The organism is Bacillus sp. FSL K6-0069 (assembly GCF_038007785.1).
Lineage (GTDB): Bacteria > Bacillota > Bacilli > Bacillales > Bacillaceae_G > Bacillus_A > Bacillus_A mobilis.
In genome coordinates, this window is the sequence record NZ_JBBOXN010000001.1 from 3,863,928 (window position 1) to 3,878,003 (window position 14,076).

17 protein-coding genes, 1 pseudogene and 2 riboswitches are annotated in these 14,076 nt (G+C 35.7%); of the genes and pseudogenes, 5 read left to right on the plus strand and 13 right to left on the minus strand.

Features of this window, described 5'->3' with window-relative positions; all coding sequences use genetic code 11:
- Positions 1-765, minus strand: coding sequence for a hypothetical protein (locus MHB74_RS19690; RefSeq protein WP_061680450.1), 765 nt, complete (start codon positions 763-765; stop codon positions 1-3).
- Between the two features lie 36 nt (positions 766-801).
- Complete coding sequence (locus MHB74_RS19695) at positions 802-1,530, minus strand: DUF4184 family protein (RefSeq protein ID WP_061680449.1); 729 nt, start codon at positions 1,528-1,530, stop codon at positions 802-804.
- Between the two features lie 148 nt (positions 1,531-1,678).
- Between MHB74_RS19695 and MHB74_RS19700 the strand changes: the two genes are divergently transcribed.
- Entirely contained in the window at positions 1,679-1,948 is a 270-nt protein-coding gene (locus MHB74_RS19700) for a hypothetical protein (protein ID WP_061680448.1), read from the plus strand.
- Positions 1,949-1,958: 10 nt separating this feature from the next.
- Positions 1,959-2,711, plus strand: a complete 753-nt coding sequence (locus tag MHB74_RS19705) for an AAA family ATPase (protein WP_061680447.1) — start codon at positions 1,959-1,961, stop codon at positions 2,709-2,711.
- Between the two features lie 28 nt (positions 2,712-2,739).
- On the opposite strand, the gene MHB74_RS19710 is transcribed toward MHB74_RS19705, so the two are convergent.
- The 3 genes from MHB74_RS19710 to MHB74_RS19720 all read right to left on the minus strand — a co-directional run bounded on the left by MHB74_RS19710 (position 2,740) and on the right by MHB74_RS19720 (position 4,908).
- The gene (locus tag MHB74_RS19710) at positions 2,740-3,915 is read right to left on the minus strand and encodes an acetyl-CoA C-acetyltransferase (protein WP_061680446.1); all 1,176 of its coding nucleotides are present in this window, start codon (positions 3,913-3,915) and stop codon (positions 2,740-2,742) included.
- A 139-nt stretch (positions 3,916-4,054) separates the two neighbouring features.
- Complete coding sequence (locus MHB74_RS19715) at positions 4,055-4,504, minus strand: NUDIX hydrolase (RefSeq protein ID WP_061680445.1); 450 nt, start codon at positions 4,502-4,504, stop codon at positions 4,055-4,057.
- Between the two features lie 110 nt (positions 4,505-4,614).
- Entirely contained in the window at positions 4,615-4,908 is a 294-nt protein-coding gene (locus MHB74_RS19720) for a DUF3928 family protein (protein WP_000288327.1), read from the minus strand.
- Positions 4,909-5,068: 160 nt separating this feature from the next.
- Between MHB74_RS19720 and MHB74_RS19725 the strand changes: the two genes are divergently transcribed.
- Positions 5,069-5,686, plus strand: coding sequence for an ImmA/IrrE family metallo-endopeptidase (locus MHB74_RS19725; RefSeq protein WP_061680444.1), 618 nt, complete (start codon positions 5,069-5,071; stop codon positions 5,684-5,686).
- Positions 5,687-5,764: 78 nt separating this feature from the next.
- On the opposite strand, the pseudogene MHB74_RS19730 reads toward MHB74_RS19725, so the two are convergent.
- The 4 genes and pseudogenes from MHB74_RS19730 to MHB74_RS19745 all read right to left on the minus strand — a co-directional run.
- Positions 5,765-5,860: pseudogene (locus MHB74_RS19730) on the minus strand (DNA-binding protein); the annotation flags it as partial.
- Positions 5,861-5,882: 22 nt separating this feature from the next.
- A complete protein-coding gene (locus MHB74_RS19735) occupies positions 5,883-6,644 on the minus strand; it encodes a DUF1129 domain-containing protein (RefSeq protein ID WP_061680443.1) in 762 nt (253 codons plus the stop codon).
- Between the two features lie 13 nt (positions 6,645-6,657).
- On the minus strand, positions 6,658-7,425 hold the full coding sequence (locus MHB74_RS19740; protein ID WP_061680442.1) for a DUF1129 domain-containing protein: 768 nt from the start codon (positions 7,423-7,425) through the stop codon (positions 6,658-6,660).
- Positions 7,425-7,757 (minus strand): PadR family transcriptional regulator, encoded by a 333-nt coding sequence (locus MHB74_RS19745; RefSeq protein WP_000107987.1) that lies wholly within the window; start codon positions 7,755-7,757, stop codon positions 7,425-7,427. Before MHB74_RS19745 ends, MHB74_RS19740 begins: the two co-directional genes overlap by 1 nt.
- Positions 7,758-7,951: 194 nt before the next feature.
- Between MHB74_RS19745 and MHB74_RS19750 the strand changes: the two genes are divergently transcribed.
- Entirely contained in the window at positions 7,952-8,728 is a 777-nt protein-coding gene (locus tag MHB74_RS19750; protein ID WP_061680441.1) for a 3-hydroxybutyrate dehydrogenase, read from the plus strand.
- Between the two features lie 174 nt (positions 8,729-8,902).
- On the opposite strand, the gene MHB74_RS19755 is transcribed toward MHB74_RS19750, so the two are convergent.
- The 4 genes from MHB74_RS19755 to MHB74_RS19770 all read right to left on the minus strand — a co-directional run bounded on the left by MHB74_RS19755 (position 8,903) and on the right by MHB74_RS19770 (position 12,581).
- Positions 8,903-9,040 carry a YvrJ family protein gene (locus tag MHB74_RS19755; protein WP_000393345.1) on the minus strand — a complete coding sequence of 46 codons (138 nt, stop codon included), beginning with the start codon at positions 9,038-9,040 and terminating at the stop codon, positions 8,903-8,905.
- Positions 9,041-9,259: 219 nt separating this feature from the next.
- Positions 9,260-10,321 (minus strand): S-methyl-5-thioribose-1-phosphate isomerase, encoded by a 1,062-nt coding sequence (gene mtnA, locus MHB74_RS19760; protein WP_061680339.1) that lies wholly within the window; start codon positions 10,319-10,321, stop codon positions 9,260-9,262.
- Positions 10,318-11,499: an S-methyl-5-thioribose kinase gene (gene mtnK, locus MHB74_RS19765; RefSeq protein WP_061680349.1), complete on the minus strand. Its 1,182-nt coding sequence runs from the start codon at positions 11,497-11,499 to the stop codon at positions 10,318-10,320. The genes mtnA and mtnK overlap by 4 nt, the downstream gene beginning before the upstream one ends.
- Positions 11,500-11,587: 88 nt before the next feature.
- Positions 11,588-11,730: riboswitch (SAM riboswitch) on the minus strand.
- 71 nt (positions 11,731-11,801) lie between these two features.
- The gene (locus MHB74_RS19770) at positions 11,802-12,581 is read right to left on the minus strand and encodes a carbon-nitrogen family hydrolase (RefSeq protein WP_061680340.1); all 780 of its coding nucleotides are present in this window, start codon (positions 12,579-12,581) and stop codon (positions 11,802-11,804) included.
- 99 nt (positions 12,582-12,680) lie between these two features.
- Here MHB74_RS19770 and MHB74_RS19775 point away from each other — a divergent pair, with 99 nt between their 5' ends.
- Positions 12,681-13,859, plus strand: coding sequence for a pyridoxal phosphate-dependent aminotransferase (locus tag MHB74_RS19775; protein ID WP_061680341.1), 1,179 nt, complete (start codon positions 12,681-12,683; stop codon positions 13,857-13,859).
- 64 nt (positions 13,860-13,923) lie between these two features.
- A riboswitch (SAM riboswitch) is annotated at positions 13,924-14,029 on the plus strand.
- Positions 14,030-14,076 lie beyond the last annotated feature (47 nt).

A 14,076-nucleotide genomic window follows, 5' to 3' on the forward strand; every position in this document is an offset into this window, starting at 1 on the left:
TTACTCAGAAAGTGAGATGTTAAAAGTTTGTGGCTCTTTTACAACATCTTGCGTTTCTGTATCTGCTGCGATTACATTATCTGTTGTAAACTTAATATCCTTTACCTTTTCTTTTCCATCATCAAGTATTAAGCCGATAATACCATCTCTTGTTTCACCAGGCTTATAGTCTTCTCTTGATACATTTTTTGTACCAACGAGCGTATCTTCATCATATAAAAAGTTTTGAGTTGCTACTTTAAAATGTTGCTTATCATTAATCGTAACATCATTCATAGAGAAAAATTGCATATTTTTATTCCCGCTATTTTCCACCTTATATGTAATTTCAACGTAACGAATCGTATCACTAATCTCAGTACCACTGATCGATGCATATAACTCCGCATCTTCTTGACTTACTTTATCTCCTAATCTACGCTTTACTTCTTCAGGAGTTAATGCCGTATATACTTTTAATGTATTTTTTGCATCTTTACTCATCTGCGATAAAGAGATTACTTTCACATCTTGTACGTGAATTTTCATTGGTGCTACTTCAAATGTTTGATTCACAGAATGGATCTGTTCTAATTTAAAAGTACCCCATCCTGTTTCTTTCACTTTTTGTCCTACTTTTTTCAGCTCACGCCCACCATATTCTTTTGTTTCAGGAATAGATTCTTTCTTCTTCGGTTCAGCTTTCTTTTCTTCTTGATGGAAGCAACCACTTAACATAAGAAGAAAACTACATAAAACAAAAATACTTTTCCATGCTTTCATCATATAATTTCTCCTAACACTATCATTCAGTAATGTAAATTAGTCCCTTGCTTTGTAAACTATAGAAACAATGAGAAGTCCACAAAATGAACTTGTCAGTCCAGATACTATTATACCTCCTATTTGGAAAATATGAAAATAGGGATCTACGAACGCGTGAACGATAAATACTAGAGCTGCGACAATGCTTGACGAAACCCAATACTTCCTTTTTTCTGAAGCTATCATAATATCTTTCCCAGTTTCATCTTTATACTTCCATAGTACGTATAATAGTAATAATAAACCTACACATGTACTTCCGTGTTGCATGTATTTATACACTGGAATACTATGTAATTCTCTTTGTAACAATGCTATTTTCATAACGAAATAGCCTGTATAATGAGTAAACGCATCCCAAACGACATGCGTGAGCATACCAAATACAGCGGAATAGCAAAATACAAAGAAATCCTTCCATGTATGAAGCCCCCACCTCTCATCTACTGCATATATATAGTAGCCAGCAAACGGTTTAGGTAAATGTGTTATAAACGGCTTTTTTAAAATGTAATGATATATGTATGCGAGTAAAAATACAAGGGGTAAATTTAAATATAAGAACCCAAGCCATGTATGGCCAATAACACCATACGGTCTAAAGTGTAAAAAATATTCAAAATCAGGCGCCATACTCCCTAATATAAGAGCCGTTACTGAAATATATTGAGAACGCCTTTTCACCAAAGGAAGAATTGCTGCTGGATGTGCAAATGTAAACGGCATGTTTTAACTCCTTTTCAAATCTTCAATAGGATACCATCTATCATAACGAGAGAATTGATCTTGATGCAATATTTATTTTCACATTGGAATATGGTAGTTTACATGTTATAATCCACATGAAATATTCAGAAAATAAGGAGGGGTTCACGTGTCATTAACACTTGTCTTTTTTCTCATTCTGCTTATCTTCTTTGTACTTACATACATCGGCTTTTTTCTGTGGAAGCACTTACAAATTATAAAATATATGCCTGCTCTCGTTGGTTTTATAAGCGTTCTTTTTATTTTCATATGGAAGAGAATGACTTTCGGCTGGGAAGGTCTTGGCTTTGGCGCACTTCAATATACAATACTATTTGCAAGTTGTCTTACCCTTGTATTTGCTACTTTTTTAGAATCAAAATCCGTTATGAATTGAGGTTTATATATTGATTGACGTACCCTTTTTAAAAAATGTCACATTAAAAAAAGAAAATATCTCTAGTTTTTCTGCATATCCTTACTGTCTACCCGCTATCCGAACATTACAATCTCTAGCTTTCCACCCAAATGTAACATTCATTATTGGAGAAAACGGAACGGGTAAATCAACATTACTCGAAGCGATTGCAATCGCTTTAGGATTTAATGCAGAAGGTGGAACGAAAAATTTCCGCTTTAGCACAAACGATTCACATTCATCTTTACATGAATACCTTCGCATTTCCAAAAGTTTCAATACACCAAGTGATGGTTTCTTTCTTCGCGCTGAATCATTTTATAACGTTGCTTCTTATATTGATGAAATGGATGCCGATCCATACGCACGTGGAAATCCAGTTATTGACTCATATGGCGGCACCTCACTACACAACCAATCACACGGTGAATCATTTTTCTCCTTATTTATGCATCGTTTTTCAGGACAAGGTTTATACATTTTAGATGAGCCTGAGGCCGCTCTATCACCAATGAGACAACTTTCCATGCTCATTCGAATGCACGAACTAGCGGAACAAGGTTCACAATTTGTTATCGCGACGCATTCTCCTATTTTAATGGCTTACCCTGAATCCACTATATACTCTTTAACACAAGAAGGGATTCATGAATCCGCCTTAGAAGACACTGAGCATTACCAAACAACAAAACTTTTCTTTGAAAACCGTGATCGACTATTCCAGCATCTATTTGAATCGTAAAAAAGAAGCAGCAAGCGCTGCTTCTTTTTTATAGTGCTTCTATAAATAATGCTACCCCAATACCGCCGCCGACGCATAGAGAGGCAATTCCTTTTTCTAAACCACGTCTCTTCAATTCATGAATTAAACTTACCGTAATACGAGCTCCTGTACAACCGATTGGATGTCCAAGTCCTACACCACTACCGTTTACATTCACTTTTTCACGGTCTAAACCTAATTCTTTCTCTACAGCTAGGTATTGAGCCGCGAAAGCTTCATTAATTTCAAGTAAATCTGCATCTTCTAATGACCAATCTACTTTTTCTAATCCTTTACGAATTGCTGGTGCTGGTCCAATACCCATAATTTTCGGATCTACTCCAGCTACTGAATATCCAACAATTCTAGCTAACGGTTGTAAGCCTTTTTCTTTCGCTTTTTCTTCGCTCATTAATACTAGAACCGCACTTCCATCATTCAGGCCAGATGCATTCCCTGCCGTTACTGATCCGTCTTTACGGAAAGCTGGTTTTAATCCTGCTAATTTTTCCGCTGTAATATCTGCACGTGGATGTTCATCCTTCGAAAATACTATTTCTTTTCTACGTTCTTTTATCGTAATAGGAACAATTTGATCGTCAAAGTATCCAGACTCAATTGCTTGCAGTGCCAATGTATGACTACGAAGCGCAACTTCATCTTGTTCCTCTCTTGTAATTTCATATTGGTCAACTAGATTTTCAGCTGTTTCACCCATCATAATATGGTGAATCGGATCTTCTAGTACTTCCCACACCGTATCACGAATTTCTCCGTGCTGTAGACGTTGTCCCCAGCGGTGCTGTTTTAATGCATAAGGGCTTGAACTCATTGCTTCTACTCCACCTGCAATAACAACATCACTTACACCTAATTGAATTTGCATTGCAGCTGACATAATTGCTTGCATACCTGAAGAACATTGGCGTTGGATTGTATAACCCGTAACTGTGTCAGGAAATCCTGCCGCTAATGCAGCTGTTCTTGCAGTATTTGCTTCATCAGTTCTTTGAATACAATGACCTAAAATTACTTCATCAACTTCGTGTGGTTCTACCCCGCCTCGTTTTACAGCTTCCTGAAGTACAGGAACCGCTAATTCTACTGGCGTTACATTTTTTAGCGCTCCTCCAAAAGTTCCAATTGGCGAACGAACTGCAGCTGTAATAACAACATTATGCATTTTGCACTTGCCCCTCTCTTATGTACCCTAGTCAGTTTTTAGGTGAAATTCCATAAGATGTATGTCTACATCTATCATACTATAAACATACTAAAAAATCAAAATATTTAATATAATAAAAATAGAAGGAATTAACCTTCTATTCTGTTAATGCATATAAAAATTTTTGTAAAATTTTCTCTGTCGTTTCATTCAATTTTGGTAACTTATCTACCTGAAAATATTGAAGCTTCAATCCCTCATGATCAAGCCTTAATTCTCCACTCACATGATGCCCCTGATACAGATGAATAACATTAAAAATTTCATCCCCATTAGGATAACGGAAATATACTTCTTTTCCTGATAAGACACCTAGAAATTGCATTATTTTTGCAGTTAATCCCGTCTCCTCTAATAATTCTCGGCGAGCAGTTTCTTCTGTCGTTTCTCCTAGTTCCATCGCACCGCCAGGTACACCCCAATCATATGTATCTGAACGATATTGAAGCAATACTTCTTGATTATCATTTAGTATAATTATTGCTGATCCAACGAGAATAAGTGGTCTTGTCCCAACGACTTTGCGTAACTCTTCAATATACCCCATTATGTAAACTCTCCTTTCCTCACCCTCCCTTATCATAACAAAATTTTTCTCCTTTTGTTGATGTAATTTCCAAGAAAAAAAAGGAAGCTTTCGCCTCCCTTTTTTCATCCTTATTTCTTAAAACTTTCATATTTTACAGCTTCAAAAGCTTCTTCAATTTCATCATTACGATAATGAACATATGTAAAACGTCCTAACTCTACTAATCTTGCTATTTCTTGTAACGCTTTATGTTGCTCATATGTTTCCTCCAGCTTAATATGTACATAAAACTTCATTAATGGATGTTCATATAAAGGTTCTCCCACCTCTACATATACATCTTCAACCCCTTGTACAACTCTTACATAACTTGCAAATTGATAAAGAGCTTCTCTGTCTGAAACGATTTTTAATGTATACATATATTCTCCCCCTTTTCTTTACTATATCAAAAAGATGATCACACTACGTTATAGAACTATGAAATTTTTTCGACTTGTAATAAACAAGGCGTTTATCCATACATCGGGTCTTTTCCTAACATATATTATAAGAAGAATTTTTTCAGTTGAGGTGTTCCTTATGGATCCATACGTCAATATATGTATTTGCATTACTCCAGGCGCCGATATTTCTGATGACCGTATCGCAAAAGATTTAGCAGTTGCAGAGTCAATTTGGCACCCGATTACATTTCAAATTAAAGACGTAATTATTTTAAATGAACTTTTTCGTTTTTCTGACCGTGAAATTAGTTATAAAAATTCTATTCAAAGTCAGGAAAAATTAGCATCCTTTTTCCAAACGTGTGTAAATGAAGCTCCTGAATGCGACCTTTACATTTGTTATATTGGCAGTGATTATTTCAAAGAAACAGCAGTAATTGCCTGCGCTTACTCTTTAGCAAAACAACAGCAACTTACTGGTTATATCGTTTTAACAAATTCGGCTGCTCCTATGAAAAATATATATACGCTCGCTCATGAAATCGGTCATATTTTATTTACAAGACGTATTCATGGAAAACTTACTCACGCAGATCCTCATTCCCCAACTGGCTCGGAGCACCATCCTTCTCCATCAAATCTTATGTATCCAATAGTCCCGCACCCTGAAAATGTCCATATTCAGTCCCTATTAACGAACGAACAAAAAACACTCTCTTTACAAAGTTCTTTATTACAAAGAAAAAAACAGTAACCGTCATGTTACTGTTTAAAAACAACTTATTCCAATTAACAAACGAAAGCACGGCTGCAAAGGATACACTACACACCTAAACCGAATCCCTCTAAAAATCAAAATATAGTATTTCTTTGGAAATAATTTTTTGTATATCCAGAGCAGCCCTTTTCCTATAATAAAAAAATTCAATTCGTTCACTATTAATATAAAGCTAGCTTACAGTCTTTTTCTCCTCATTTTTCAAAGACCATCGCATTAATACATATAAACTTCCGTACAGAAGTAACGGCTCTAAGATTCCCCAATATGGGTTTTGCTTCCCTAATTCTTTAAATACAAAGATAATTAATAGTGGTACGATAACAGCCAATATTCCAATCCACCCCAGTATGTACGCTTCCCCAATTAACAGTACTAACAAGATAAACCCAGCTAGTATATAACTTTGTATAGTCGTTAATTGTAATACAGGCGTCCCGTACCATTTATTCATAAACATTAATAATACTAGTAATAAGATTGGTAGCAAAGCTGCTACATAAATGATGCTAAATTCTTTTATTTTGCTCTTAAATGATGACATCTTAAAAGCAAATATAATTCCTACAATCGTAATCATTAAAACAATTGGATACCCAATCAACTGTACATTTGTTAATGTAAATTCATGATTAGGATTTTCGAATAATATATTAGTTAGTAGCCAATATCCACCAATACCAATAATCATTCCTAAAATACTCTTTATACTCCCGCCTTTATCCTTCTCCATCTCTTTCGCTAATTCTTCCGCATACTCTTTTGGTGAATCACCGAATATATCCTTTACCGTCTTTCCCTCTTTCTCGCCTTCTATTAAATGAAGTTCTGCATCTTCTAGAAAGGCGTCCACATCTTCCTCTTTCATTCCTTTTGTTATTAAATACACTTTCGTATCGATTAAAAACTTTTCTCCCTCTTTAGAAATCTGCATGATAACCCCTCCCTTATTTAACCGTTTCTCTTCTATTCGTCTTCAGCATAATTTCAAGGAAAATTAAAATAAACAAACTTCCGTATAAACATATAATTTGAAATAACATTGGCATGAGATCTTCCGAAGTAAATGTTTTAAACAGTAACATAATTGAAAGTGGAATGATTAAATATAAGTTTTTAAACCATCCTTCAAAATATATATTTATTGCTATTGTGATAATAAAAATAGCTCCAGCTAATATATAACTTTGCGTTTGGGTGAATGTAAACATTTTTGTAGGATAGGTCACATCTAATATCGTAACAACTCCTATTAAAAACATTGGCGCAATCATAACTAAAAACCACATAGAAAACCACGTTTTTGTAAAACTTGTTACGAAGGTCATTTTACGAAGTAGAAAATTAGGACCTATAACAACTAAAATCAATGACAAACTATACCCAACGCACTGAATAATTGATATCTGTAACATTCCGTTATTCACTATTAAGATAGAAGCAATAATCCAAAACGATACGATATTCATTACTGTAAAACCAATTTGCTTCCACGTTTCCTGTCTATCCTTTTCCATTACTTTTACAAGTTCATTTGCATATTCTTTCGGTGAGCTTCCAAAAATATCTTCTACACTTTTCCCATCACTCTCACCCTCGATTAAATGAAGTTCTGCATCTTCTATAAAATTTTCAATATCGCTTTCTTTCACACCCTTTGCCACTAAAAATAATCTCATATCTAATAAAAACTTTCGTGCTTCTCTTGATAGCATTATTTTTTTCTCCCCTTCCCCTCAAGTAGACGCTCTACACTACTTTGCATCGCTTCCCAGCGATCCATAAATTCATTAAGCGCTTCCTCGCCTTTTTCTGTTAATGTATAATATTTTCGCTTTGGGCCAGATGGAGATTCCTTCATTACACTTGTTATTAATCCTTCCTTTTGCATTCGTATTAATAACGGATAAATACTTCCCTCACTCGCCATTGTAAAGCCATATTTTGCTAGCTTTTCACTCATTTCATAACCGTATATTTCACCTTCAGAAATAATAGCAAGTAAGCATCCTTCTAAAATCCCTTTCAGCATTTGACTTGTCGACATAATTCAAATCCTCCCACTATCTTGTTTTACAAGATAGATAAGCGTAAGTATCTTGCTTTACAAAGTAGTATAGCAGAGACTATTTTGTAAAACAAGATAGCTAACAATTTTTTCCAAATCTTTGCAGGATTTTTATTATCCGCCCTCTAAATAGAGCAATATGAGAACTTTATTACGAAGGGATGTTTTTCACCATGGTTACAAATCGTGTTGTCTTTTTAACAGGTGCTGCAAGTGGTATTGGTTATGAAATGGGAACCGCTTTTGCAAAAGAAGGTGCAAAGGTTGTGATTACCGATCGTCTTGAAGAACGTGCAAAAGAAGCTGCTGACCAATTACAAAAAGAAGGCTATCAAGCTATCGGTTTAAAATGTGATGTTACATCTGAAGAAGAAATTACAGCTGCAATTTCTCAAACGGTTAATCATTTCGGTTCATTACATATATTAATTAATAACGCAGGAATGCAGCACGTTTCACCAATTGAAGATTTTCCAACCGAAAAGTTTGAACAACTTATTAAAATTATGCAAATCGCTCCTTTTATCGCAATTAAGCATGCCTTCCCAATTATGAAAAAACAAAAGTATGGCCGAATTATTAATGTAGCCTCCATTAATGGCCTCGTTGGATTTGCAGGAAAATCTGCCTATAATAGCGCGAAACATGGCGTAATTGGATTAACAAAAGTCGCCGCTTTAGAAGGCGCTACTCACGGAATTACCGTTAATGCGCTTTGTCCTGGTTATGTGGATACCCCTCTTGTACGTAATCAACTACAAGATTTAGCGACTACACGAAATGTACCACTTGAAAATGTTTTAGAAGCTGTTATTTATCCACTTGTACCGCAAAAACGCTTATTGCAAGTACAAGAAATCGCTGATTATGCTATGTTTTTAGCGAGCGAAAAGGCGAAAGGTATAACTGGTCAAGCTGTCGTTATCGATGGTGGTTATACTGCTCAATAAAGTGAAACTTTAATCAGCCCTCACCAATCGGACTTTAATGGGCAGCCCGACCCCCACCTAACTTCTTTGCTTTCGCTGAATTTTGAGGTGGGGGTCTTACTGCCCATTAAAGCGGGATAAAAAATAAAGTTTGCTCCCGAAGAGCAAACTTTATTTTTTACCGCAAGGACCTTCCTACTTTAGTAATTGCTTAGGGAGTTTCTCGATTGCAACAATTACCCCATCTAATTTGCTTTCAATACGGTGGAGTAAATACAATGTTACAACAATCGGAAACCCTACATTACCTACCATCCTGATCCACTCTTCCATCTTTTCCGCCTCCTTCCACTATATAAATAAGAGAAAAGAAAACATTTAGGCATAAAGTGAAACTTTAATCAGTGGGGGTTTTGTTCATCCCCCACTGATTATTAGCCCTCACCAATCGGGCTTTTACGGGCAGTTGACCCCCACCTAACTTCTTTGCTTCCGCTGAATTTTGAGGTGGAGGTCTTACTGCCCGTTAATGCGGGATAAAAAGACAAGCTATTATGTATTAGCTTGTCTTTCAAATAATGATGCAATTTCCTGTTCATAATCTCCTCGTATAATACCTTTCTCGGTAATAATACCTGTAATTAATTCATTCGGCGTTACGTCAAATGCAGGATTATAAACATCAGTTCCAATTGGCGCCACTTGTTTTCCAAAAATTTTCGTAACTTCTGTTTCATCTCTTTCTTCAATAACAATTTCAGTACCTGTTTGTTTCGTAATATCAAATGTGGATAGCGGAGCTGCAACATAGAACGGGATATCAAAATACTTTGCTAATATAGCTAAATTCATTGTTCCAATTTTATTTGCTGTATCTCCATTTGCGACAATTCGGTCCGCTCCTACTATAATCGCGTTTATTTCTTTCGTTTGAATAGCATGAGCTGCCGTATTATCTGTAATAAGTGTTACATCAATATTTGCCTGTTTTAATTCCCAGGTTGTTAAACGCCCACCTTGTAAAACCGGTCTCGTTTCACACGCATACGCATGTAAACGTACACCTTTTTCTTTCCCAATATAAAACGGTGCTAATGCAGTACCATATCTAGCAGTTGCAATACTGCCAGCGTTACAAATTGTTAAAATGTTATCATCGTCTTTAAAACATGTTAATGCATGTTCTCCAATACTCCGGCATACGGATTCATCTTCTTGCTGAATGAGAAGCGCTTCTTCTTCTAATTTTTTTTGTGCTTCTTTTATTGTAGTAATTTCTCGAATGGATTCTCTCATACGATCGATTGCCCAAAATAAATTGACTGCTGTTGGGCGTGATGTTCCTAAATAATTACAATCTCTATTAAACTTCTTTTGAAATTCTTCAATATGTACAGTGTTATATTTTTTGGATGCAAGCGCCAAACCAAATGCAGCTACAATTCCAATTGCAGGTGCACCTCTTACTTCTAGCATGATAATACTTTTCCATACCTCTTCAATCGTCGTTAATGTTTTGTATTCTGTACTGTGTGGCAACTTTGTTTGATTTAATACTGCAATAGCATCCCCTTTCCAACTAACAGACCTCGGAATAGTAACAATTGTACTCATGCTTTTACCCCTCCAGAAACTGTCTGTTGGAATAGTGTTCGGAACAGTTGAATATCAGCGTTCTTAGATTCATATTTTATTAGTTCTCTACCTAAGGATAACGCTTGTTTCTTAGCTTGAATTCTCGTTTCTTTATTTGCTATTTCATCTAAATCAGCTACATGCGCTAAGCCAATCGTTCTACGGATAAGCTCACATCCAGCGAATCCAACGGCATCCGTAAAAATATTTTGCAAAATAATTGGCAACCATTGTTTCTCTTTCGTATATGCTTCTACACCTTCTCCAATCCATAACTTCGTAAAAGTTTCTACAAAATAACTCCATGTTTTTTCAATATGGAAAAATAGCACATTTCTTTTTGCCTCTTCACGTGATAACGTATTTAATAATAAATTTGCAATAAATTGCCCAAGATCGAATCCAAATGGACCATATGTTGCAAATTCTGGATCAATCACTTTCGTTTCAGAAGGTGATGAAAAAATACTTCCCGTATGTAAATCTCCATGAATGAGTGCTTCTTTTCTCGTTAAAAATTTATATTTATACTGTGCCACTTTTAGTTTGACAGTTTTGTCACTCCATAGTTCATCTACAGCTAGCTGCAAATCTGGTTCATAATCATTCGTATCGTAATGACCAAACGGATCTGTAAACACTAAATCTTCTGTAATTTTGCAAAGGTCTGGGTTTACAAATGCACCTTCTAGTACCCTCTTCTCTTCTGACTCTAACCCGAAATCTGAAGTATAAAACAACACATGTGCTAGAAAATGACCGATATGTTGGGATAAAAGTGGGTACTCCTCTCCATCTATAAATCCTTTTCTTGTAATTGTTAGTCTTGATAAATCTTCTATAACTGTTACTGCTAACTCTTCATCATGACTGTACACTACCGGCACATATTCCGGCACATACTTCGCAAAAATTTGTAATGCTTTACTTTCAATCGTCGCTCTTTTTATAGACAATGGCCAGCTCTCACCAACTACTTTCGCATATGGCAGTGCTTGTTTTATTATAATAGACTTCTCTCCATCATCTAATTTGAACACGTAATTTAAATTGCCATCTCCAATTTCATGACAAACTACATTTGCTTTTTTATCAAAATAACCATGTTCTTTCGCATATTGTATAGCTGTCGTTTCAGTTAATGAATAATATCCCATCGTCTTCTCCCCCTTTTTATTCAGAGGTTTTTCTAAAATAGAAAAACCTCTTTCCACAAAGAAAGAGGTTTGAAGTTTATCTTCTCCCCTCTTATCTGCCAGAAAGTTTTACTTTCTGCTGGAATTAGCACCGTGCCTTTCGGCGTAAATAAACGCCCCATTTCACAATGGTATTACGGTCGGTTGCTGGGCTTCATCGGGCCAAATCCCTCCACCTGCTCTTGATAAGAGTTGTATAATTTTTTGAATTTTTAACTTTATGTTGAAGACTATACCAAGAATAAAAATCATTTGTCAATATTTTATTTGTATAATTCTGGACGACGATCTGCAAAAACTGGAATTCCTTTGCGTACCTCTTTAATTTTCTCGAATGTAAGCTCTCCAAATAAAATTGATTCTTCTTCATTCGCTTCTACAACAACTTCACCCCAAGGATCGATAATTAAAGAATGACCCGCAAACTCATTATTCGGATCCTTTCCTGCCCTATTACATGCAACAACATAACATTGATTTTCAACTGCTCTTGCTTGCAGTAGCAAACGCCAATGCGCTAAACGAACTAATGGCCATTCTGCTACAACAAATAGAACTTTTGCACCTTTAGCAGTATGAACACGCATCCACTCCGGAAAACGAATATCATAACAAATTGTACCAGCGCACTCTATATTATCTAACTTAAATTCGCCTGTACTATTTCCAGCGATTAAATATTTATGTTCATCCATGAGCTGAAATAAATGCACTTTGCTATATTCATTGACTAGCTGACCTTTATTCGTTACAACATACATTGTATTTGTAACACCTTGATCTGTTTGCTTCGCTATAGAGCCACCGACAATATGTACACCATATTGTTTCGACCACTCTTTCAGCTTTTCTTTCGTTTCTAATCCATCCCTATCTGCAATTTCAGAAAGCCTAGTTAAATCATATCCTGTTGTCCACAGTTCTGGTAAGACAATCACATCTGGTCTTTCTTTCATCGCTTCACTTATTTTATTTTTAGCATTTTCAATATTTTTTTCTACATCTCCAAAGACAATATCCATTTGAATACATGCGACTTTCATTTTGTCAGCCCCATTCTTAATTTTTTTCTTTACAAAATACTGGAAAGATTATATCATTTGTCACTAGAATTGTAACAACTTTCAAAAGAGGTGGAAAGTATGAAATTATTTCAACCTTCTGAGATAGTAACATCATTGCCAACACAATTTTTCGCTTCACTTGTTGCAAAAGTTAACAAAGTCGTTGCAGCAGGTCACGATGTTATTAATCTAGGACAAGGTAATCCAGATCAACCAACACCGCAGCATATCGTAAAAGCTTTGCAAGACGCTGCTGAAAAGGCCATTCATCATAAATATCCGCCATTTCGTGGACATGAAAGTTTAAAAGAAGCTGTGGCAACATTCTATAAACGTGAATACGGCGTAGAATTAAATCAAAAAACAGAAGTTGCTATTTTGTTTGGTGGAAAGGCTGGATTAGTAGAATTACCAATTTGTTTTACAAACCCTGGTGATACCATTCTCGTTCCAGATCCAGGATATCCAGATTATTTATCTGGAGTTGCTTTAGCAAAAGCACAATTTGAAACAATGCCGCTACTTGCAGAGAATAATTTTTTACCGGATTATACGAAAATTGATGACACTATCGCTGAGCGTGCAAAGTTAATGTTTTTAAATTACCCAAACAATCCTACTGGTGCTACTGCATCAAAGGATTTCTTTGATGAAACGATTCATTTTGCTAATGAACATAATATATTAGTCGTTCATGATTTTGCTTACGGTGCGATTGGATTCGATGGTCAAAAGCCTGTTAGTTTCTTGCAAGCAGACGGTGCTAAAGATACAGGTATTGAAATTTACACTTTATCAAAAACTTTCAATATGGCTGGATGGCGTATTGCTTTTGCTGTGGGAAATGCAAGTGTCATTGAAACAATTAACTTATTACAAGATCATATGTATGTTAGTATTTTTGGTGCAGTTCAAGATGCTGCCCGTGAAGCACTATTAAGTTCACAATCTTGCGTCGTAGACCTTGTAAATAGTTACGAATCTCGAAGAAACGCTCTTATTTCAGCTTGTCACTCAATTGGTTGGGATGTAGACATTCCAACAGGATCATTCTTTGCATGGCTTCCTGTACCAGAAGGTTATACATCTGAGCAATTTTCTGATATTTTACTAGAAAAAGCACACGTTGCAGTTGCCCCTGGTGTTGGATTTGGTGAACATGGCGAAGGGTATGTCCGTGTTGGTCTCTTACATACAGAAGATAGATTACGAGAAGCCATTAATCGAATTGATAAATTAAATTTTTTCAAAAAGTAATTGACAACACGAAAAATATCTGACAAAATTCAGTTATCTTAAAAATTTAAACATTTCTAAATACTTCTTATCAAGAGCAGGTGGAGGGACGAGCCCGACGAAACCCGGCAACCGATCTACAATTGTAGACACGGTGCTAATTCTCGCAGCGTTATGCTGACAGATAAGGAGCTGGTTGTAAAAAAACCTCTCCTTAGCTGAGAGGTTTTTTTATTTA

Excerpts from the sequence above, each read along its gene's own strand:
- MHB74_RS19690 (WP_061680450.1), bottom strand. The coding sequence starts at position 765 with ATGATGAAAGCATGGAAAAGTATTTTTGTTTTATGTAGTTTTCTTCTT.
- MHB74_RS19695 (WP_061680449.1), bottom strand. The coding sequence starts at position 1,530 with ATGCCGTTTACATTTGCACATCCAGCAGCAATTCTTCCTTTGGTGAAA.
- MHB74_RS19710 (WP_061680446.1), bottom strand. The coding sequence starts at position 3,915 with ATGCATAATGTTGTTATTACAGCTGCAGTTCGTTCGCCAATTGGAACT.
- MHB74_RS19715 (WP_061680445.1), bottom strand. The coding sequence starts at position 4,504 with ATGGGGTATATTGAAGAGTTACGCAAAGTCGTTGGGACAAGACCACTT.
- MHB74_RS19720 (WP_000288327.1), bottom strand. The coding sequence starts at position 4,908 with ATGTATACATTAAAAATCGTTTCAGACAGAGAAGCTCTTTATCAATTT.
- MHB74_RS19725 (WP_061680444.1), top strand. The coding sequence starts at position 5,069 with ATGGATCCATACGTCAATATATGTATTTGCATTACTCCAGGCGCCGAT.
- MHB74_RS19735 (WP_061680443.1), bottom strand. The coding sequence starts at position 6,644 with ATGCAGATTTCTAAAGAGGGAGAAAAGTTTTTAATCGATACGAAAGTG.
- MHB74_RS19740 (WP_061680442.1), bottom strand. The coding sequence starts at position 7,425 with ATGCTATCAAGAGAAGCACGAAAGTTTTTATTAGATATGAGATTATTT.
- MHB74_RS19745 (WP_000107987.1), bottom strand. The coding sequence starts at position 7,757 with ATGTCGACAAGTCAAATGCTGAAAGGGATTTTAGAAGGATGCTTACTT.
- MHB74_RS19750 (WP_061680441.1), top strand. The coding sequence starts at position 7,952 with ATGGTTACAAATCGTGTTGTCTTTTTAACAGGTGCTGCAAGTGGTATT.
- MHB74_RS19755 (WP_000393345.1), bottom strand. The coding sequence starts at position 9,040 with ATGGAAGAGTGGATCAGGATGGTAGGTAATGTAGGGTTTCCGATTGTT.
- mtnA (WP_061680339.1), bottom strand. The coding sequence starts at position 10,321 with ATGAGTACAATTGTTACTATTCCGAGGTCTGTTAGTTGGAAAGGGGAT.
- mtnK (WP_061680349.1), bottom strand. The coding sequence starts at position 11,499 with ATGGGATATTATTCATTAACTGAAACGACAGCTATACAATATGCGAAA.
- MHB74_RS19770 (WP_061680340.1), bottom strand. The coding sequence starts at position 12,581 with ATGAAAGTCGCATGTATTCAAATGGATATTGTCTTTGGAGATGTAGAA.
- MHB74_RS19775 (WP_061680341.1), top strand. The coding sequence starts at position 12,681 with ATGAAATTATTTCAACCTTCTGAGATAGTAACATCATTGCCAACACAA.